At 40.4% G+C, this 22046-nt stretch carries 16 protein-coding genes; 13 read left to right on the top strand and 3 right to left on the bottom strand.

The window, feature by feature from the left end:
- Positions 1 to 43: 43 nt before the first annotated feature.
- From AC056_RS18065 to AC056_RS18050, 4 genes are all read left to right on the top strand, one after another.
- Positions 44 to 1306 (top strand): nucleotide sugar dehydrogenase, encoded by a 1263-nt coding sequence (locus AC056_RS18065; protein WP_039255131.1) that lies wholly within the window; start codon positions 44 to 46, stop codon positions 1304 to 1306.
- The gene (pgi, locus tag AC056_RS18060; RefSeq protein WP_039255130.1) at positions 1303 to 2973 is read left to right on the top strand and encodes a glucose-6-phosphate isomerase; all 1671 of its coding nucleotides are present in this window, start codon (positions 1303 to 1305) and stop codon (positions 2971 to 2973) included. The genes AC056_RS18065 and pgi overlap by 4 nt, the downstream gene beginning before the upstream one ends.
- On the top strand, positions 2966 to 3985 hold the full coding sequence (gene galE / locus AC056_RS18055) for a UDP-glucose 4-epimerase GalE (protein WP_039255128.1): 1020 nt from the start codon (positions 2966 to 2968) through the stop codon (positions 3983 to 3985). The genes pgi and galE overlap by 8 nt, the downstream gene beginning before the upstream one ends.
- 320 nt (positions 3986 to 4305) lie before the next feature.
- On the top strand, positions 4306 to 5967 hold the full coding sequence (locus tag AC056_RS18050) for an LTA synthase family protein (RefSeq protein ID WP_077164420.1): 1662 nt from the start codon (positions 4306 to 4308) through the stop codon (positions 5965 to 5967).
- A 27-nt stretch (positions 5968 to 5994) separates the two neighbouring features.
- Here AC056_RS18050 and AC056_RS18045 read toward each other — a convergent pair whose 3' ends face one another.
- On the bottom strand, positions 5995 to 7365 hold the full coding sequence (locus tag AC056_RS18045) for a phosphomannomutase (RefSeq protein ID WP_077164391.1): 1371 nt from the start codon (positions 7363 to 7365) through the stop codon (positions 5995 to 5997).
- A gap of 375 nt (positions 7366 to 7740) precedes the next feature.
- On the opposite strand from AC056_RS18045, the gene lldP reads away from it, so the two are divergent.
- The 4 genes from lldP (at position 7741) to dld (ending at position 13331) form a co-directional block, all read left to right on the top strand.
- Complete coding sequence (gene lldP, locus AC056_RS18040) at positions 7741 to 9408, top strand: L-lactate permease (RefSeq protein ID WP_171262131.1); 1668 nt, start codon at positions 7741 to 7743, stop codon at positions 9406 to 9408.
- A 19-nt stretch (positions 9409 to 9427) separates the two neighbouring features.
- Positions 9428 to 10180 (top strand): transcriptional regulator LldR, encoded by a 753-nt coding sequence (gene lldR, locus AC056_RS18035; RefSeq protein WP_004795436.1) that lies wholly within the window; start codon positions 9428 to 9430, stop codon positions 10178 to 10180.
- Complete coding sequence (lldD, locus tag AC056_RS18030) at positions 10177 to 11328, top strand: FMN-dependent L-lactate dehydrogenase LldD (protein WP_004706043.1); 1152 nt, start codon at positions 10177 to 10179, stop codon at positions 11326 to 11328. Before lldR ends, lldD begins: the two co-directional genes overlap by 4 nt.
- Before the next feature lie 296 nt (positions 11329 to 11624).
- A complete protein-coding gene (dld, locus tag AC056_RS18025) occupies positions 11625 to 13331 on the top strand; it encodes a D-lactate dehydrogenase (protein ID WP_213033516.1) in 1707 nt (568 codons plus the stop codon).
- A gap of 48 nt (positions 13332 to 13379) precedes the next feature.
- Here dld and AC056_RS18020 read toward each other — a convergent pair whose 3' ends face one another.
- Together AC056_RS18020 and AC056_RS18015 are read right to left on the bottom strand one after the other, a co-directional pair.
- On the bottom strand, positions 13380 to 14594 hold the full coding sequence (locus AC056_RS18020; RefSeq protein WP_004706039.1) for an aromatic amino acid transaminase: 1215 nt from the start codon (positions 14592 to 14594) through the stop codon (positions 13380 to 13382).
- Between the two features lie 335 nt (positions 14595 to 14929).
- The gene (locus AC056_RS18015) at positions 14930 to 15064 is read right to left on the bottom strand and encodes a hypothetical protein (RefSeq protein ID WP_077164388.1); all 135 of its coding nucleotides are present in this window, start codon (positions 15062 to 15064) and stop codon (positions 14930 to 14932) included.
- A 45-nt stretch (positions 15065 to 15109) separates the two neighbouring features.
- On the opposite strand from AC056_RS18015, the gene AC056_RS18010 reads away from it, so the two are divergent.
- The 5 genes from AC056_RS18010 (at position 15110) to AC056_RS17990 (ending at position 21700) form a co-directional block, all read left to right on the top strand.
- A complete protein-coding gene (locus AC056_RS18010; RefSeq protein WP_001153627.1) occupies positions 15110 to 15820 on the top strand; it encodes a GntR family transcriptional regulator in 711 nt (236 codons plus the stop codon).
- A complete protein-coding gene (gene prpB / locus AC056_RS18005) occupies positions 15813 to 16697 on the top strand; it encodes a methylisocitrate lyase (protein ID WP_004706036.1) in 885 nt (294 codons plus the stop codon). Before AC056_RS18010 ends, prpB begins: the two co-directional genes overlap by 8 nt.
- Before the next feature lie 261 nt (positions 16698 to 16958).
- Complete coding sequence (prpC, locus tag AC056_RS18000) at positions 16959 to 18116, top strand: 2-methylcitrate synthase (RefSeq protein WP_077164387.1); 1158 nt, start codon at positions 16959 to 16961, stop codon at positions 18114 to 18116.
- Positions 18116 to 20722: a Fe/S-dependent 2-methylisocitrate dehydratase AcnD gene (acnD, locus tag AC056_RS17995; RefSeq protein WP_068550917.1), complete on the top strand. Its 2607-nt coding sequence runs from the start codon at positions 18116 to 18118 to the stop codon at positions 20720 to 20722. Before prpC ends, acnD begins: the two co-directional genes overlap by 1 nt.
- Positions 20723 to 20770: 48 nt before the next feature.
- A complete protein-coding gene (locus tag AC056_RS17990; RefSeq protein ID WP_228144370.1) occupies positions 20771 to 21700 on the top strand; it encodes an HNH endonuclease in 930 nt (309 codons plus the stop codon).
- Positions 21701 to 22046: the final 346 nt, after the last annotated feature.

Below are 22046 nucleotides of genomic sequence, written 5' to 3'. Positions count from 1 at the left end.
TAATGGGAAGAGAATTCTATATAATATTAAAATCAGGTGTACAATGAAAATCGCGGTATTTGGAACCACCTTGCACGCTGGTGTAATGGCAGCGTTACTAGCTGAATATGGTAATCAGATCTATTGGTGTACAAGTGTCACCTGTGAAGAAAATATATCTGTACTTTCATATCAAGATCAAGAAGTTAATCATTATTTAAATAAACAAAGAAAGGCAGGTTTTTTAACAGAAAGTCCTTTTTCTGAAATTCCTTTAGATATTGAAGTCTATTTATTTTGTTTTAGCCCAACACAAATAGAACTTGCCTTAAAAACGGTTGAGAAGTTAAGTGAACGTCCAATTGTTCATCCAAAGTTAATGGTTAATGGATCTACTTTTGGTTTACATGGGACAGAAAAATTAAAGCAATATTTACCTAAAGATGAGTGGGTCTATTTTCCTGATGTAATTCAAGAAGGGAATGCAATTAATAGTGTACTCAATGTAAAGCATGTCATTGTTGGTGTTGAATCGAGTTATGCTCAAGATACGATGCAAGAATTACTACGACCATTCTTCCGTTTCAGCTATCAATATTTATTCATGCCGATTTTAGATGCCGAATTTACCAAGCTCAGTATTTCAGGTATGTTGGCAACTCGCATCAGCTACATGAATGATCTTGCTCTAGTTGCTGAAAAGCTGGGTATTGATATTGCCAATATAAAACACGGGCTTGCGGCTGATACTCGTATTGGCGCAGCATACCTATCTGCAGGCGTGGGTTTTGGTGGTGAAAATTTTTCACATGATATTTTAACACTCTCAAGTACAGTTTCTGAAACAGGTGTGAAAAGTCAACTTCTAGAACAAGTTTGGGCGATTAACGAACAACAAAAAGAAATTTTATTCCGTAAATTATGGAACTACTATCATTGTGATTTGAGTGGAAAAACTGTTGCAATTTGGGGAGCTTCATTTAAAGAGAATACTCCAAGTACACATAACTCACCTATTCATATTTTATTGGCTGCTTTATGGGCGCAAGATGTAAAGGTTCGGTTACATGACCCACAAGCTCTTAATGAAATTGCAGCTTTATATGGTACCCGTGAAGACCTGATTTTATGCGCTGATCAATATGAAGCAGCACAAGGAGCACATGCTTTATGCTTAGTTACGGCATGGAAGCAGTATTGGAGTCCTGACTTTAAACAGTTACAACAATTGATGCAGCATCCTCTTATTTTGGATGGGCGTAATATTTATGATCCAGCATATGTAAAATCTAAAGGTTTTGCTTATGAAGGAGTAGGTCGATTATGAGTAAATCTATCGAGAAGTTTCCCAAAGAGCTAGTTTCTCCTATCGCGCAGCTTCATTCTTTGGTTGAGAAAAATTCAAACTTACATATAAAAGAATTATTTGCATCAGAGTCTGATCGATTTCAGCAATATTCTGTAAAGTTCGATCAACTGGTTTTTGATTATAGTAAGCACCGTGTGACTAAAAGTGTGTTAGAGCAATTGGTGGCTTTAGCAAAAACTAAACAATTGACTCACTGGATTGAACGATTATTTTCTCAAGATAAAGTCAACTGTACCGAACAGCGTGCTGCAATGCATTGGGCTTTACGTTTACCATTAGAATATTCTAAATTTCCGGAATTAACTGAAAAGGTCCATAGCCAATTGCAGCGTATGTATGCGTTGGTTGAAAAAATCCATGCTGGACAATACCGTGGTGCCACAGGTGAAGTCATTCAAGATGTCGTTAATATTGGGGTAGGAGGATCTGATTTAGGACCTCAAATGGTAACCCATGCATTATCGGATTTTAAAGTAAAAACAGCTAAAGCACTCAATGTTCATTTCGTATCAACAATGGATGGTAGCCAGTTATCGGAATTGCTTCATCAGCTGCGTCCAGAAACAACGTTATTTATTATTTCTTCGAAGTCATTTGGCACTATTGATACTTTATCCAATGCACAAACTGTTCGTCAGTGGCTTGAGAAAGCTTTAGGGAAACACGAACGGGTGGTAAGAAGCCATTTTATTGGTGTTTCTACAAAAGCTAACAAAATGTCAGAGTGGGGGATTGCTCCTGAAAATCAATTATTACTTTGGGATTGGGTTGGTGGACGTTATTCTCTATGGTCATGTATTGGTTTACCTATCGCATTATCAGTTGGGATTGATGGTTTCCAACAGCTTTTAGCTGGTGCCCATGCTGTTGATGAGCATTTCCAAAATACAAGTTTTGAGCAGAATATACCTGTACTTATGGCATTATTAGGAGTCTGGAATAATAACTTTTTAAATATTCAGACCCATGCTGTATTACCTTATGATGGCCGTTTAAAATATTTTGCAGCTTATTTGCAACAGCTCGAAATGGAATCTAATGGTAAATCGGTACAACGAACAGGACAAAAAGTTGAATTAGATACTTGCCCAATTGTATGGGGTGAAGTTGGGCCAAATGCTCAACATGCCTTTTATCAGTTACTCCATCAAGGAACTCAGGCAGTAAGTTGTGATTTTATTGCCCCTATACAACGTTACAATGCAGATCATTTTACTTATGTAGAAAATGCTGAGGCATTAGTTGAGCAACATCATCTTGCGCTTTCAAACTGTTTGGCACAATCACGTTTATTGGCTTTTGGTAACGAAGCTCTAGATACAAAAGAACTAGAGATTTTGCCTATTTATAAGCAATATGAAGGAAATCAGCCAAGTTCAACATTACTTTTAAAAGAGCTTAATCCTTATAGTTTAGGGATGTTGATTGCTTTATATGAGCATAAAGTATTTGTTCAATCTGTGATCTGGAACATTAATCCCTTTGATCAGTGGGGAGTGGAAAAAGGTAAGCAGATCGCTGACCAGTTACTCCCGATTTTAAATGGTGTTCAAAACGATCTTTCAACACTCGATGCTTCAACGCGTGGATTAATTAAAATTTTATTAGGAAAAATAGATGGCTAAAATTCTGGTTACTGGTGGTGCAGGCTATATTGGTTCACATACTTGCGTAGAGCTTTTGAATGCAGGTCATGAAGTCATTGTTTTTGATAATCTTTCAAATAGTTCAGAAGAGTCTTTAAATAGAGTTCAAGAGCTCACTCAAAAAAGTTTAACTTTTGTAGAGGGAGATATTCGGAATGCAGATGAACTTGACCAGGTATTTCAAAATCATACAATCGATGCAGTGATCCATTTTGCAGGTCTAAAAGCGGTTGGTGAAAGCCAGGAAAAACCCCTTATTTATTTTGATAATAATATTGCAGGTAGTATCCAACTAGTTAAGTCAATGGAGAAAGCAGGAGTCTATACACTTGTGTTTAGCTCATCTGCAACAGTATATGATGAAGCGAATACGTCTCCTTTAAATGAAGAAATGCCAACAGGTATGCCAAGTAATAATTATGGTTATACTAAATTGATTGTTGAGCAATTATTACAAAAATTATCTGTTTCTAATTCTAAATGGTCGATTGCTTTACTTCGTTATTTTAACCCAGTAGGTGCACATAAAAGTGGACGTATTGGCGAAGATCCACAAGGTATTCCAAATAATTTAATGCCTTACGTTACGCAAGTTGCTGTTGGTCGCCGTGAAAAACTTTCTATTTATGGCAATGACTATGACACCGTAGATGGAACAGGCGTACGTGATTATATCCATGTTGTTGACTTAGCGAATGCACATTTATGCGCTCTCAATAACCGTTTAAAAGCACAAGGTTGCCGTGCATGGAATATTGGCACAGGTAATGGTTCATCGGTATTACAGGTTAAAAATACCTTTGAACAAGTTAATGGTGTAGCTATTGCTTTTGAATTTGCACCACGTCGAGCGGGTGATGTAGCTACTTCTTTTGCAGATAATGCTCGTGCCGTTGCTGAGCTGGGTTGGAAACCACAATACGGCTTAGAAGATATGTTAAAAGATAGTTGGAATTGGCAAAAACAAAATCCGACAGGGTATAAAAATTGATTATTTAATTTTTCTAAATATCAGTTATATATCTTTCTTAAAGTCAGATAGTATTCTTTTCTAAAAAGAGGCTACAGTTGTTGTGACTACTTTCATGTTAGTATTCGCCACAATCCCCTGTTAGCCTCTTTTTTGTCGTCATGGTTTTTTTACGTCAACAGCTGTTATTTATCTTTATTGCCTTTTTATCCACCTGCGTAGGTGTATATGTTGCATGGGATATGAACTTGACATGGGATAAGTTTTATAGCTATTTGATTTCAGAAAAAGCTATTTTTTCAATTCTCTTTAACTATGCAGTAATTCAACTATTTTTTATTATAGTTGGCCGAAAGTATACAGCTCTTTTTTTAAGCCAATTATTCGTTATATTTTTAAATTTTATTAATAAAAAGAAGCAACAATATTTATTTAGTAATTTAAGTCCGGAAGATATTTTTTTACTTCCAGAGGCTATGAAGGCAACGCCTTGGCACTTACAACTTATCTTTTTTACTCTGATTATTTTCTTTCTTATTGTACTCCTGATTGCCATACGTAAAGAGAGTAAAGCTACTTTTCATACCTATGTTCCCAATATTATTATTTTTGGATTGCTTGGGAGTGGTTTAGTTTACTTAAATTTTATTAAAAACCCTACGGGAGCGTGTTTTTCAGAAAACAAACCCATGATTTGTGCTAGCTTACAGGAATTTCCAAATACGAGAAATGACTGGATTGGAGACTATCGAAAAATTCAAGATTATGGCTTCGTGACTTTTTACGTATCTAAGGTATTGGATAATGTAACCAGTGTTTTATTACCTAACCGTAAAGTATCTGAGCAAGAGATACAGCAGATTTTGCAACAACATCATTCTGTTCAATCTTTAGAAGACAATGAGAAGGAATATCCTAACATTGTTATTGTGATGGAAGAATCTTTTTGGGATTCTCATCATTTAGATAGTGGTTTACCAAAAGACGTACTATCTTTTGTTCATAAAAATCAAGTGTCTAATTTATTGTCTCCTTCTTTTGGAGGGGGTACTGCAAATGTCGAGTTTGAAGTACTTACGAGCCTCAACACAACTTTTTTCCCAAATGAGTTGTTATATGTCTCCAAGTTGAAAAAGCCAATTTATGCTCTGCCTTATTATTTAAACTCAATTGGTTACCAAACGATTGCAATGCATAATAACTATGGATATTACTATAATCGGAATAAGGTATATCCAGATTTAGGCTTCGATAAATTTATATCACTTGAAAATATGATTGCCCAAAAAGATCAGTCTACGGTCTTTAATTTAGGAGGATGGGCCACAGATGATCTTATTTTTGATTCGATTAAGTCTACTTTAGAAGAGAGTGAGCAACAGCCAAAGTTTATTTATGCGATTACTGTTGAAAATCACCCAATGTATAATGATGATCGTTTTGGTAAGCAAAATTATAAATTTAACAAAGAGCTGTCTGAAAATGAAAAGCAAAAATTAAGTACTTATACTGCTGGAACTGCACGTGCTAACCAAAAGCTAACAGAGCTCGCTGAATATTTAAAGACAGTAGATCGACCAACAATTTTAGTGGCTTTTGGCGATCATTTACCGAATCTACAAGAAGTTTATGAGAGTTATGGATTTTTTAAAGATGATCCTGAGCGGACTAATTTAAAAAATTATCAGACACCGTTTGTAGTGTGGAGCAATTATAAATTAGATAAGAAGCCCTTGAATCAGCCTTATATTTCTGCAAGTTTCGTTGCTCCAAAACTATTAAAGTTGGCAGAGTTGCCTTTGTCTGATTACTATCAATTTGTTGATGATGTATCGAGTTGTTTTAGTGCCATTCACCAAAAATTTATTAATGAAAATCAAACGTGTAATTTTGATAAAAAAGCGCTGTTGAAAGGTTATGAAAATCTAAATAAGGATGTATTAGATGGACATAATCATACTTATAGAATTATGCAGAATAGCCAAAAAGAGATGGAACAATAATGTTCCATCTCTTTGAGATGAGCTCTATTAAGACTGAATTAGTCCAGTCAATTCATCTACATAATGCTGCATTGGCTGAGCTTGACGGTCTGTACGGCTTTCAATGTTGAGACGCAGTAAAGGCTCAGTGTTTGAAGCACGTACATTAAAACGCCATGCACCGAAGTCGAGGCTTACACCATCGGTACGGTCAATTTCTGGGTTTTGCTCGGCATAGAAGTCAAAAATCTTTTGAATAGTGATTTGTGTATCAGCTACTTTAAAGTTGATTTCACCACTACAAGGAAATTTGGTAATCATATTTTCAACGAGGGTTGAAAGTGATTGTCCTGTTTCAGAAAGTAGAGCAACAGTAAGTAACCACGGAATCATGCCGCTGTCGCAGTAAGCAAAGTCACGGAAATAGTGATGGGCACTCATTTCACCGCCATATACCGCATTGTGTTCACGCATAACGTCTTTAATGAACGCGTGACCAGATTTTGACTGTACAGCAACACCTTTATATTCATCTACGATATCAAATGTGTTCCACACTAAACGTGGGTCATGCACAATTTTCTCACCTGATTGTTTAATCAAGAAAGCTTGAGCCAGTAGACCAACAATATAGTAGCCTTCAATAAACTGACCTTTTTCATCGAACAAGAAACAGCGGTCAAAGTCGCCGTCCCATGCAATACCCATATCTGCGTTATGCTCAAGAACAGCATTTCGGGTACTGTCACGGTTTTCAATTAAAATTGGGTTAGGAATTCCATTTGGGAAAGTACCATCTGCTTCATGATGAATTTTAATAAATTCAACCGGTACATTCAGCGCTTTAAATTTTTCTTCAATGGCATCAATCACATGACCAGCTGCACCATTTCCCGCGTTTACCACTAACTTTAATGGACGAATTTTTGCTGGTTCGATATAGGTAATTAAGTGATCAACGAACTCAGGCAAGATGTTATAGCTTTGAGTTGTGCCTTTTTGGCTAACTTCTTCAAAATTATTGGTTTCTGCTAAAGCCTGAATTTCTTTTAAACCAGTATCGGCACTAATTGGACGAGCATTTTCTCGAACCAATTTCATACCGTTATAGTCCATTGGGTTATGACTTGCAGTAACTTCTATACCACCTTGTACATCTAAATGAAAAGCAGCGAAATAAACTTCTTCAGTCCCCGTCATGCCCAAATCAAGCACATTGACACCCGCATCATTTAACCCGCGGATGGTCGCTTGTTTTAGGGCCTCACTGCTTAGACGAATATCACAACCTACAACCACGGTCTTTGGTTTATAGATTTGTCCGTATGCGCGGCCAATTTTATAGGCGATTTCTTCATTCAATTCGGTGCCGAGTTTGCCTCGGATATCATAAGCTTTAAAACACGTTAAAGTAGTCATTATTCAATTCAATACATGTGGTTTGAGTTGTGTGCACATTATACATAGATCATGAAACAGGTATGTTTATAGTTTTTATATTCAAATTTTTCACTTCATTTCGGTAATTCATATCTAAATTTATAAGAAAGATTTTTACGACTTTAGTCTAATAAATAAATTTATAAATTAGAAATAGCTTTATTTTTCTTAGTTGTATTGGTCATACCAATTAAGATGTCAATTTAATTATTGATCTTGCCAATATCTGTGTTTATGATGCGATCTGTGGTTTGAGGAACAATATTTGCACTTAAATTTAAATTGGTAATACCAATTGTGCTAAATGTTTAAACTTTTAAAGTACAAAAAATTTCGCCTCGGCATTTCAAGGAGATGACAATGCTCAATATGTGGCAACAACTTTATGACCCTTTAAATAATATTTGGCTGTCCAGTGCGGTTGCACTAATCCCGATTATTTTCTTCTTTTTAGCATTGGCTGTTTTTCGTTTAAAAGGCAGTATCGCGGGTACAGGCACAGTCATTATTGCACTATTGATTGCGCTCTTTTTCTATCAAATGCCGGGTCAAATGGCCTTTGCGTCAATCATTTATGGTTTCTTCTATGGTCTATGGCCAATTTCATGGATCATTATTGGGGCAGTTTTTCTATACAAAATTTCAGTAAAAACAGGCCAGTTTGAGGTTATTCGTTCAAGCATTTTGTCAATTACCGAAGACCAACGTCTGCAAATGTTATTGGTTGGTTTTGCATTTGGTACTTTCCTTGAAGGTGCTGCTGGTTTCGGTGCTCCTGTCGCAATTACTGCTGCACTCCTTGTTGGTTTAGGCTTTAAGCCACTTTACGCAGCTGGTTTATGTTTGATTGTAAATACAGCGCCAGTGGCATTTGGTGCAATGGGTATTCCCATTATTGTGGCAGGGCAGGTGTCAGGCGTAGACACTATGGAAATTAGCCAGATGGTAGGTCGTCAGTTGCCATTCTTAACGCTAATTGTGCTGTTCTGGATTATGGCAATTATGGATGGCTGGCGTGGTGTTAAAGAAACTTGGCCTGCGGTAGTCGTTGGTGGTGGTTCGTTTGCGATAGCCCAATATCTTACATCTAACTTCATTGGTCCTGAGTTACCAGACATTACCGCTGCAATTGCGTCATTGGTTAGCTTGACTGTGTTGTTCCGTTTCTGGAAACCAAAACATATTTTCCGTTTTGAACCTGAAGCTGGTCAAACTTTGACTCAGCAACCTACTACGGTTCAACGTTACAGTATTGGGAAAATTGCTAAGGCGTGGTCTCCATTTGCAATTTTAACGGTAATGGTGACGATCTGGAGCGTTAAGCCATTTAAAGCATTATTTGCAAAAGATGGTGCTCTTGAGCACTGGATTTTTAAGCTTGAAGTGCCGTATTTGCATAAATTGGTCGAAAAAATGCCGCCAATTGTGGCAGAGATGAAACCATACGAGGCGATTTATAAGTTTGACTGGTTCTCTGCAACAGGTACGGCAATTTTTATTGCTGCAATCATCACCGCTATTTTCTTAAAAATGAAAGCAAGTGAGGCAGTAACGACTTTTGGTGAAACACTCAATGAGTTGAAAACACCGATTTACTCGATTGGTATGGTGTTGGCGTTTGCTTTTATTGCGAACTATTCAGGTTTATCTGCTACTTTGGCTTTGGCTCTATCGCATACAGGTCATGCGTTTACTTTCTTCTCGCCATTTTTGGGCTGGCTTGGTGTGTTCCTTACGGGTTCAGATACCTCCTCAAACGCTTTGTTTTCGGCATTACAGGCGACTACAGCACAGCAAATTGGTATTCCAGAAGTGTTGCTTGTGGCTGCAAATACCAGCGGTGGCGTGACAGGTAAGATGATTTCTCCACAGTCGATTGCGATTGCGTGTGCAGCGGTAGGCTTAGTTGGAAAAGAGTCTGACTTGTTCCGTTTCACGGTAAAACATAGCATCATATTCACTGTCTTTGTTGGCATCATTATTACGGTTCAGGCTTATCTGGTTCCGTGGATGATTCCATAACTCCAGTGAAGGAAACGCGATGAGAATCTCCGATCAAGTGGTCATGAAATTGCAGGCATTAATTGAAGAGCGTCATATGAAAAAAGGTGACCGTTTGCCTGCCGAACGCCAGCTTGCAACTAGCTTAGGAGTTTCTCGTCCGTCTTTGCGTGAAGCAATTCAACAGCTCAATAGTCAAGGGGTGCTTAGCAGCCGCCGCGGTGATGGGACTTATATTCAGCAGTTACCTGAACAGTGGCCACAGCAACTGATTGTGAACCCAATTAGTAACTTGATTGAAGAAGATCCACTTTACCGTTTTGATGTGCAAGAGGCGCGGTTATTACTTGAAGGTGGCACGGCATGGTATGCCGCATTGCGCTCAACGCCTGAAGATCGCGCCAAAATTCATCATTATTTTAATGAAATTAGTCGCCATCAAAATGTAGGTGACTCAGCACAGGCTGCGGTGGCAGATGCTGAATTTCACTTAGCAATTGCAGAAGCATCTCACAATGTTGTGCTGATTCAAATGATGCGTAGCCTGTTTGATTTGTTGCAATACAACGTCTTGTTAGGGCGTAAAAAAGTTTATAACGACCCCGTAAATGGTGACTTGCTGAGCGAGCAGCATTTTCAGGTGATGGATGCTATTGATCGTAAAGATCCCGAGGCCGCACGCCAAGCTGTCTGCGGTCATATTGAATTTGTGATTAATCATGTGCGTTCTCTGGATGAAGATGAAGCTCGCCAGAAACGTGCAAATCGTTTAAATAGAGTTGATTCAAAATGATTATTTCTTCTGGCAATGATTATCGTGCTGCGGCACAACGTCGCTTACCTCCATTTTTATTTCACTACATTGATGGTGGAGCGTATTCGGAATATACCTTAAAGCGTAACGTACAAGATTTGTCAGAAATTGCATTGCGTCAACGTGTGCTCAACGACATGTCGGCGTTAAGTTTAGAGACAAAACTGTTTAACGAAACATTGTCTATGCCGGTTGCATTGGCACCTGTAGGTTTAACAGGCATGTATGCACGTCGTGGCGAAGTACAGGCAGCGATGGCAGCCGATAAAAAAGGTATTCCATTTACGCTTTCAACGGTTTCGGTATGTCCTATTGAAGAAGTTGCACCTGCAATTAACCGTCCGATGTGGTTCCAGCTTTATGTATTACGTGACCGTGGGTTTATGCGTAATGCTTTAGAACGTGCAAAAGCAGCAGGCTGTTCAACACTTGTGTTTACCGTAGATATGCCTGTGCCGGGTGCACGTTACCGTGATGCCCATTCGGGTATGAGTGGGCCAAATGCTGCGATGCGCCGCTATATGCAGTCAATGTTCCATCCGCATTGGTCGTGGAATGTCGGTTTAATGGGCCGTCCGCACGACTTGGGTAATATCTCTAAATATTTAGGTAAACCGACTGGGCTTGAAGACTATATTGGCTGGTTAGGCTCGAACTTTGACCCATCGATTTCATGGAAAGACCTTGAGTGGATTCGTGAATTTTGGGATGGCCCAATGGTAATTAAGGGTATTTTAGACCCTGAAGATGCCAAAGATGCTGTACGTTTTGGTGCGGATGGGATTGTGGTATCGAACCATGGTGGTCGTCAGTTAGATGGCGTGATGTCTTCTGCTCGTGCGTTGCCTGCAATTGCTGATGCGGTGAAAGGTGATTTAGCAATTTTGGCTGACTCTGGTATTCGTAATGGTTTAGACGTGGTGCGTATGTTGGCGCTCGGTGCCGATACAGTGTTACTTGGCCGTGCCTTTGTGTATGCCTTGGCAGCAGCAGGTGGACAAGGGGTTTCGAACTTGCTTGATTTGATTGATAAAGAAATGCGTGTTGCGATGACACTGACAGGTGCTAAGTCGATTTCGGATATTAATGCGGATTGTTTAGTACAGGCGATGAAACAGGGTTTTTAAGAAATAACTTTTTAAGTAAAGCAATAAGCACAGCCTCAAAATTTGGTGATTTGCTAATGTTTTACGTATAGGCATTTGTCACTTTTGAAAGGTCAAAAGTAACCAAAAACCTTTTGTTGAGCAAACCGTACTTCCTTGTACAGTTGCTCAACAGGCGGCATCCCTGCCGCCAATCACGATAGTAAATATAGGGCTGATTCGAATTAGAGAATGAGCTAATTAAATTATAAATTACAAACAGTAAGACACCTCGTGTTGGTCTAATTTGATAAATGGATGACCAAAAGGAAACCATCATGCAAACATTTTCTCCTCAAGCAGTGATTGAATGCTTACAAAATATTGTAGGGCGTTCGCATGTTTTGACCGATGACCAAAGCACGCGTCAGTATCGTCAAGGTCGTCGTTTTGGTGAAGGGAAAGTGCTTGCTGTAGTGGTGCCGGGCACATTGCTAGAGCAATGGCAGGTGCTTCAAGCTGCTATTGAGGCAGACTGTATTGTCATTATGCAGGCGGCCAATACAGGGCTTACTGGTGGTTCAACCCCATATGGTGATGATTATGACCGTCCTGTTTTAGTCATGAGTACGCGCCGTTTAAAGGGCATTCAAGTTATTCATGACGGTAAGCAAGTGATTTGTTTACCGGGCGCGACTTTAGATAATTTAGAACAAATTTTAAAAGGCTACGACCGTGAACCACACTCAGTAATTGGTTCATCGTGTATTGGTGCATCGGTACTTGGCGGTGTGTGTAATAACTCAGGCGGTGCTTTGGTACGCCGTGGTCCTGCATATACTGAACTAGCGTTATATGCTCAGGTGAATGTTGCTGGACAGTTAGAACTGGTGAATCACTTAGGGGTGAATTTAGGTTCGACTCCTGAAGAAATTTTGACTCGTTTAGAGAAACGGCAATACCAAGCCGTAGATATTTTAGATGATAGTGAAAAACAGGCATCTGACCATCGTTATGCCCACGATGTGACTCAAGTTGATGAAGATACACCTGCTCGTTTTAATGCAGACCCGTCACGTTTGTTTGAGGCATCGGGTTCGGCAGGTAAAGTCTGTGTGTTTGCGGTACGTCTTGATACTTATGAAAAAGTAGAAAGTAATGTTTTTTATATTGGTACGAATGATGCCGATGATTTAACAGCGATTCGTCGTTATTTACTGACCTCATTGCCAAGTTTGCCAATTGCAGGTGAATATATTCACCGAGATGCTTATTTGATTGGTGAAAAGTACGGGAAAGACACGTTTTTGTTTATTGAGAAATTTGGCACAGCCAATGTTCCAAAAGCTTTTGCGATGAAAGATAAAGTTGATGGCTTCTTAGAACGATTTAAAATTAAAGGCTTAACGGATCATATTTTACAGGCGATTACCTTCTTTTTACCGAGTCATTTACCGAAGCGTATGACTGAATATCGAGACAGTTATGAGCACCATTTAGTACTGCGTGTTGAAAATAATTCAAAAGCTCAGACCGAGCAGTTTTTAAAAGAATATTTTGCAGTGCATAAGTCAGGTAGTTATTTCGTATGTAGTGAAGAGGAAGGTCGAAAAGCATTCTTACACCGTTTTGCGATTGCGGGGGCGGCAATTCGTTATCGTGATACACACCGTAGTGAAGTTGAAGATATTGTGGCGCTTGATATTGCCTTACGTCGTAATGACCGCGAATGGGTAGAGCAACTACCAGTCGAGATGGAAAAGAAAATCATCCATAAACTCTATTATGGGCATTTCTTTTGTCATGTATTTCATCAGGACTATATTCTTAAAAAGGGCAATGACCCTTTAGAAATGGAACATCAAATGTGGAAATTACTCGATGCGCGCCGTGCTGAATATCCAGCAGAGCATAATGTTGGGCATCTTTACATTGCCAAACCTGCATTGGCCAATTTCTATCAAAAACTCGACCCAACCAATAGCTTTAATGTGGGGATTGGGCATACCTCAAAACTGAAATATTGGGGCAAAGCTAAATCGTAATATCGAGACATAAAAAAAGGCGCCGAAGCGCCTTTTTTAGTAGATGTCTTATGCAGCTTCTACAGATTTAGCAAGTACTTCAGCCATCGCTTTTGCAACAGTGTAAACATTGTTCATGTTTAAGCCTGCTACACAAATACGGCCACTACGTACTAAGTAGATTGCATATTCTTCACGCAAGATATCAACTTGTTCAGCAGTTAAACCTGTGTAGCTGAACATACCTTTTTGGTTTACAAGGTAGCTAAAGTCACGGTCTGGTAATGCTTTAGTGAGTTCGTCTTTCAAGATGCTACGCATTTTAATAATACGCTCACGCATCTCTTTCACTTCACCTTGCCATTGTTGGTTAAGTTCAGCGTCATTTAGCACTTCATCAACTAACCAAGCACCTGTTGTAGGAGGGCTAGAGTAAATACGACGTACAGTCGCTTTTAACTGACCGAATGTGCACTGAGCAGCTTCTGCATCGTCACATACGAAAGTTAAGCCGCCAACGCGCTCGCCATATAAAGAGAAGATTTTAGAGAACGAGTTGCTCACAATGAAGTTTAGACCCGCTTGGTCTAAAGCACGGATTGCATACGCATCTTCTTCCATACCGTCACCAAAACCTTGGTAAGCAATGTCTAGGAATGGGATAAGGTTACGGTCTTTTAATACTGCAATTACTTGGTCCCACTGCGCTGGGTTTAAGTCAGCACCCGTTGGGTTGTGGCAGCATGGGTGCAACAACACAATGCTTTGCTCAGGCAAAGTTTTAAGTGTAGACAACATACCGTCAAAATCTACACCACGTGTTTCGTTGTCGAAATATGGGTAGAAATGAGTTTTGATGCCAGCGCCATTGAAAATCGCAACGTGGTTGTCCCAAGTTGGTTGGCTTACCCAAACGTCTGAATTTGGGAAATAAGTTTTTAAGAAATCCGCACCAACTTTCAATGCACCTGAACCACCAAGCGTTTGGATAGTTACAGCACGGCCAGCTTTAACTGCTGGGCTGTTTGCACCAAATAAAAGGGCTTGAATTGCTTCACGGTAAGGTTTGAAGCCTTCCATTGGCAAATAAAGTTTGGTTTTACCGTTCTTAGGCTCAATACGCTTTTGCGCCTCGATAATGGTCTCTAACTGAGGAACAATACTGTCTTCGTTATAGTAAAGACCAATACTCAAGTTTACTTTTTCAGAACGAGTATCAGCATTGAACTGTTCCATTAAAGAGAGAATTGGATCGCCTGCGTATGGGGGGATATGTTGAAACATCAAAAAAGTCCTTTCATTCAACAATATGCATAGTGCTGGGTTTTTTCTGTCTCGAAAAATACGCCACAACTATGTCGATGTTCAATAATGTATCAATAAAGCTACCGTGAAGCACCTGATAATTTCACTAATATCGATATTTTCTGGCTGAAAATAATAAAAAGTTTTAAAAGAAATTACGGTAAATAGATACTAATTTATAACTCATGATTTCATTCAAGCAGATTGTCTACAATCTTGCTGTAATACATTGGTTGTAGACTAAAGTTTGAAACAAAAGTTTAATGACTAAAAAGTAACTAAGAAAGAGTCATAAAACTATAGATAAATTGAAGCTAAATTATTGTTTTATAAATATTAAATTGCAGTTGGTTTAATGCTTTAAATATAAGGTGAAATGTCAGTCCTAACGATAAAAATTGACCTGATGCGTTCTGTAAAGTGTCAACAATCACCTTGATTTTTTTCATTCATACCGCTATAAAAGCCATAATTGATTAAAAATTGTCGACAATATGCAAGATTTGACCTTCGCACCAGAGCCACTACAAAGTCAGGGAAGAACACTGACCGAGAATGTATTTAAACAAATACAGACGGCGATTGTTTTGGGTCAAATTCCGGCAGGTAGCAAAATTTCTGAACCTGAACTGGCACGCACTTATGGCATTAGCCGTGGACCTTTGCGTGAAGCGATTCATCGCCTTGAAGGGCAACGTTTGGTTGAACGTACTGCACATGTTGGCGCGCGCGTGGTTTCGCTCTCACTGCAACAGTTTAAAGAGCTTTACCAGATTCGTGCGTCTTTAGAGGGTTTGGCTTGCAAACTTGCGGCACAGCATATTGATAAAAAGCAAATCTTGGCACTGCGTGATGTATTACGTATGCATGCTGAAGATGAAAACTTTAAAGCAGGTAAGGGATATTACTTGCAAGAAGGGCAGGACGATTTTCACTACTGCATTATCAAAAGTAGTGGCAATAAAACCCTAGAAAAAATGCTATGTGATGAGCTTTATCACCTCATTCGCATGTACCGAATTCAGTTTTCAAACACACCCGATCGACCGAGTAAAGCTTGGGACGAACATATCCGTATTTTAGATGCAATTGCAGAAGGTGATGGTGAACTTGCCGAGCTGCTGATGCATCGACATATCAATGCTTCTTACAAAATTATTGAGCAAACACTGCTACAAGCACAAGGAGAACATAATAATGGCTAAACAATCCGCAGGTCAGCTATTTCGCGATGCCGTAGCCCAAGAAAAGCCATTACAAGTGGTTGGAACCATCAACGCCAATCATGCACTTTTGGCAAAACGTGCAGGTTATAAAGCGATTTACTTATCAGGTGGTGGTGTAGCCGCTGGTTCTTTAGGCTTACCTGATTTGGGAATTAGTAACCTTGATGATGTGTTGACTGACGTACGCCGTATTACCGATGTATGTGATCTTCCATTATTGGTCGATGCGGACACAGGCTTTGGTGCTTCTGCATTTAACATTGCTCGTACTACAAAAGCACTCATCAAGTTTGGTGCTGCGGCAATGCACATTGAAGACCAAGTGGGCGCAAAACGTTGTGGTCACCGTCCGAACAAAGCCATTGTGACTCAAGAAGAAATGGTTGACCGTATTAAAGCAGCGGTTGATGCGCGTGGTGATGACAGCTTCGTGATTATGGCACGTACCGATGCACTGGCTGTAGATGGCTTACAAGCTGCAATTGACCGTGCGGGTGCCTATATCGAAGCGGGTGCAGACATGTTGTTCCCTGAAGCAATTACTGAGCTTGATATGTACAAGCAATTTGCTCAGAAGACTGGTGCACCGATTTTGGCAAACATTACCGAGTTCGGTTCTACACCACTGTTTACTACTGAAGAGTTAGCATCTGCCGATGTAAGCCTTGCGCTTTATCCGCTTTCTGCTTTCCGTGCTATGAACAAGGCAGCCGAAACTGTGTATGAAACCTTGCGTAAAGAAGGCACGCAAAAGAACGTGGTTGATATTATGCAAACGCGTAAAGAGTTATATGAACGCATTAACTACTATGCGTTTGAAGACTACTTAGACAACGCATTTGCTAAAAAGAAATAAACCAACCTTCTTTTAAAAGAAGGGGAAGCGATGGTCTTGGCTATCGTGAGGGCGGCATGGATGCCGCTACGTTGGACTGCGATATAGGGATATATCGTCAGCCCAACAAAGGATTTTTGCTTACTTTTCATCCGTGAAAAGTAAGGCGAACCGCAGGTTAATCAGAAAATTGGATGAGAACTCGGCAAGACGCTGTCGTGGTTTTATCCAAGTGAAAATTGAACAAACAACAAATTCAGATAGATAGGAAAGGAAAATCTTATGAGCTCAAATGAAACAACAACAGGCTTCAAACCAAAAAAATCAGTTGCACTTAGTGGACAAGTTGCAGGCAACACAGCACTTTGTACCGTAGGACGTAGCGGTAACGACTTGCACTATCGTGGCTATGACATTCTTGACCTTGCAGCGGGTAGCCAGTTTGAAGAAGTTGCTCACTTGCTCGTACATGGCAAATTACCAAACAAAGCTGAACTCAAAGCCTATAAAGCAAAATTAAAAGCACTTCGTGGCTTACCAGCAGCGCTTAAAACAGCACTTGAACAATTACCACCGTCTGCACACCCAATGGATGTGATGCGTACAGGTGTTTCAGTGCTAGGTTGTTTAACACCAGAACACGAAGACCATAACGAAGCGGGCGCAAAAGACATTGCTGATAAATTAATGGCAAGCCTAGGCTCAATACTGCTTTATTGGTACCACTTCAGCAACAACGGTCGTCGTATTGAAGTTGAAACGGATGATGACTCAATTGCAGCGCATTTCTTACATTTACTTCATGGTGAAAAACCATCTGAAGAATGGATTCAAGCAATGCATACATCTCTGATTTTGTATGCTGAGCACGAGTTCAACGCATCGACATTTACGTCACGTGTGGTTGCAGGTACAGGTTCTGACATGTACTCGGCAATTACAGGCGGTATTGGTGCGCTTCGTGGACCTAAGCATGGTGGTGCAAACGAAGTTGCATTCGTGATTCAACAACGTTATGACAACGCAGATGAAGCAGAAGCTGACATCCGTAAGCGTGTTGAAAATAAAGAAGTCGTGATTGGTTTTGGTCACCCTGTCTATACAGTTTCTGACCCACGTAACGAAGTCATTAAGAAAGTGGCGCATGACTTGGCACAAGCACAAGAGAACACCAAGATGTACCTCATCGCTGAGCGTTTAGAAGCAGTGATGAAAGAAGTGAAAAACATGTTCCCGAACCTCGATTGGTTCAGTGCGGTGAGCTATCACTTAATGGGTGTTCCAACTGCCATGTTCACACCATTGTTCGTGATTGCACGTACAGCAGGTTGGTCAGCGCACGTGATTGAACAACGCCAAGACGGCAAAATCATTCGTCCAAGCGCGAACTACACAGGCCCTGAAAACCTCGAATTTAAACCATTGGCGGAGCGTGGTTAATGAACACAAAATACCGTAAACCGCTGGCAGGAACCCAGCTTGAATATTACGACGTGCGTCAAGCCGTTGAAGATATTCAGCCAGGCGCATACGAAAAACTGCCTTACACCTCTAAAGTACTCGCAGAGCAATTGGTACGCCGTGCCGATGCCGAGAACTTAACTGCTTATTTAACGCAGTTAATTGAACGTCGTCAGGACTTGGACTTTCCTTGGTATCCTGCGCGCGTGGTGTGTCATGACATCTTGGGTCAAACTGCATTGGTTGACCTTGCAGGTTTACGTGATGCGATTGCCGACAAAGGCGGCGACCCATCTAAAGTTAACCCAGTTGTGCCGACTCAGCTCATTGTCGACCACTCTTTAGCGGTGGAATACGGTGGTGCTGACCCAGACGCTTTTGCAAAAAACCGTGCTGTCGAAGACCGCCGTAACGAAGACCGTTTCCACTTTATTGAGTGGACTAAAACAGCATTTAAAAATGTCGATGTGATCCCTGCGGGGAACGGTATCATGCACCAGATTAACCTAGAGAAAATGTCTCCGGTAATTCAGGCGCGTGATGGCGTAGCATTCCCAGACACTTGCGTAGGCACAGACTCACATACACCACATACAGACGCTTTGGGCGTAATTTCTGTGGGTGTTGGTGGCTTAGAAGCTGAAAATGTCATGTTGGGCCGTGCATCTTGGATGCGTCTGCCAGACATTATTGGTGTTGAGTTTGTAGGTCAGCGTCAGGCAGGCATTACTGCAACAGATATCGTGCTTGCCTTAACTGAATTCTTGCGTAAAGAGCGCGTAGTCGGTGCTTACCTTGAGTTCTTTGGTGAAGGTGCTGACAGCATGTCTGTGGGCGACCGTGCAACCATTTCGAACATGACTCCAGAATACGGCGCTACGGCTGCGATGTTCTACATTGACCAAAACACAATCGACTACTTACGCCTCACAGGCCGTGAAGATGCTCAAGTGGCTTTAGTTGAACAGTACGCAAAAGAAATCGGCCTTTGGGCTTCTGATATGACCAAAGCTGAGTACCCACGTGTACTACGTTTTGACCTATCGACAGTCACACGTAACATTGCTGGTCCATCAAACCCACATGCACGTGTTTCAACTGCGGACTTAAAAGAAAAAGGTATTGCGGGTGTTGTTGAAAACCGTTCTGATGGCTTAATGCCAGATGGCGCAATCATTATTGCGGCAATTACTTCATGTACTAACACTTCTAACCCACGTAACACCGTGGCGGCAGGTTTGTTGGCACGTAAGGCAAATGAGCTAGGTTTAGTTCGTAAACCTTGGGTGAAATCATCATTTGCACCGGGTTCAAAAGCGGCTGCACTTTACCTTGAAGAAGCAGGCGTTCTAAAAGACTTAGAGCAACTTGGTTTTGGTATTGTGGCTTACGCTTGTACGACGTGTAACGGTATGTCGGGTGCGTTAGATCCAGTCATTCAACAAGAAATTATTGACCGTGACTTGTACGCAACCGCAGTACTCTCTGGTAACCGTAACTTCGATGGTCGTATCCATCCATATGCAAAACAAGCATTCTTGGCATCTCCACCGCTTGTTGTGGCATATGCAATTGCGGGTACCATTCGCTTTGACATCGAAAAAGATGCATTAGGTCATGACAAAGACGGTAACCCAATTTACCTCAAAGACATCTGGCCATCTGACGCTGAAATTGATGCCTTAGTTAAAGAAGCCGTGAAGCCTGAACAGTTCCGTAAAGTCTACATTCCAATGTTTGACTTGGGCGAAGTTGAGCAAGCGAAGAGCCCACTTTACGACTGGCGTCCGCAAAGTACTTACATCCGCCGTCCACCATATTGGGAAGGGGCGTTAGCTGCACCACGTACTTTGGCGAACATGCGTCCGCTTGCGATTTTGGGTGACAACATTACCACCGACCATTTGTCGCCTTCAAATGCGATTTTGATGGACTCGGCTGCGGGTGAATACCTTCACAAAATGGGCGTACCAGAAGAAGACTTCAACTCATACGCAACGCACCGTGGTGACCACTTGACTGCACAACGTGCAACATTTGCTAACCCGAAACTCTATAACGAAATGGTGGTTCGTTCAGACGGTACCATTAAGCAAGGTTCAAAAGCGCGTGTAGAGCCAGAAGGCGAAGTGATGCGTATGTGGGAAGCGATTGAAACCTACATGAACCGTAAGCAACCGTTAATTATTATCGCGGGTGCTGACTACGGTCAGGGTTCAAGCCGTGACTGGGCTGCAAAAGGTGTACGCCTTGCAGGAGTTGAAGCGATTGTGGCAGAAGGTTTTGAGCGTATTCACCGTACTAACTTGGTGGGTATGGGCGTGCTACCACTTGAGTTTAAACCGGGTGTAAACCGCAAGACTTTAAAGCTAGATGGTACAGAGCTTTATAGCGTGATTGGTAATATCGCGCCGCGTTCGACTTTAACTTTAGTAATTGAACGTGCCACAGCGGATGGTAAAGAAGAGATTCTTGAAGTACCTGTGACTTGTCGTTTAGATACAGAAGAAGAAGTTTCTGTATATGAAGCGGGTGGTGTATTACAGCGTTTTGCGCAAGACTTTTTAGAAGGCCAAGTGGCTTGATATTTAGTCTATAACTAATTGAAATTTATTTTAAAAGACCCTATCTTGATGATGGGGTTTTTTAAATTTGGGGGAATAAAAGTGAGAATATTATTTTGCAATATTGGCTGGATGAGAAAATATAATGGAATGGATGGAGATATTTTAGAAAGAGGAGGGTCATATAATGATAATGAAATTGGTCACGAAGTATGTAATTTCACGAATATGGATGGCTCTGTTTTTGGATATGTGCAGTCTCCGGGAAAGATTAATATAACAAAGTTAGGAGCTAACAAGGATGATCTATATATTGATGGCGTAACGGTTGTCTGGACAGCAAGTTCTAAGAGCAATGGAACAGTTATTGTTGGGTGGTATAAGAATGCTACTGTATACAAAGAGGAAATTTACTTTGAATTTGCTTCGGAATTACATAAGCAGAATGGTGTTAAATCCTATCGAATAAAAGCTGATTTTGAAGATGCTTATTTGCTACCTATTGATGAAAGAGAGTTTGGAATTCCTCGTGCAAAAAAAGGTGGTATAGGGCAAAGTAATGTTTGGTATGCAAAGTTAGAAGAAACAAAACCTTTAGTTGAAAAAGTAAAAAAGTATATTGAAAAATACTGTCTAGTTAATGATTTACCTGATATTGATGACTTAGGAGTCACTGAGGGAAGTCTTAAAATCAGAAGGCACTTAGTTCGAGAAAGAAATTTAAGTATCATTAAACAAAAAAAGCAGAAAATATTATCTGATTTTGGAAAATTAGAATGCGAAGTTTGTCATTTTGACTTTGAAAAGAACTATGGAGAAATTGGTAAAGAATTTTGTGAGGTTCATCATCTGATTCCATTAAACCAGTCAGACAGTATAGTTAAAACCAATTTAGAGGATTTGGCTATAGTCTGTTCAAACTGCCATAGAATGCTACATAAAGGTCAACCATTATTAGAAATTCATGAGCTTAAAATGCTTCTAAATAAAGTGAATTAAATGTGAGTGACAAGTAAGAGCCTTAGTGTAGGTATCCCATAAAAAAAGCCCGACATCCTGTCGGGCTTTTTCGTATTTGGTTGCTAGATATGACTCCTGTCGTATCTCACGATCCTGATGCATGAACCTATTATTGTTGTTTTATGTTCCGGAACATCCTGTTCCTGTATGAACTCATCATAGAAAAAAAGCAGAGGATAACCAATCGGCTAAATCCCTAAATCTGTGTAAGATAAATCGTACAAATAACATTTTTTGCATTTATGCCATCATCATCGGGCGAAATGGACAATTGACATTCACTCTAACTGGGTTATATTCCTGTTTAATATATATACGATTATAG

Source organism: Acinetobacter genomosp. 33YU (assembly GCF_001990725.1).
In the GTDB taxonomy this organism is placed as follows: domain Bacteria; phylum Pseudomonadota; class Gammaproteobacteria; order Pseudomonadales; family Moraxellaceae; genus Acinetobacter; species Acinetobacter seifertii.
The sequence above is the reverse complement of the archived record's forward strand: the minus strand, read 5'-3'. Positions and strand labels throughout refer to the sequence as shown.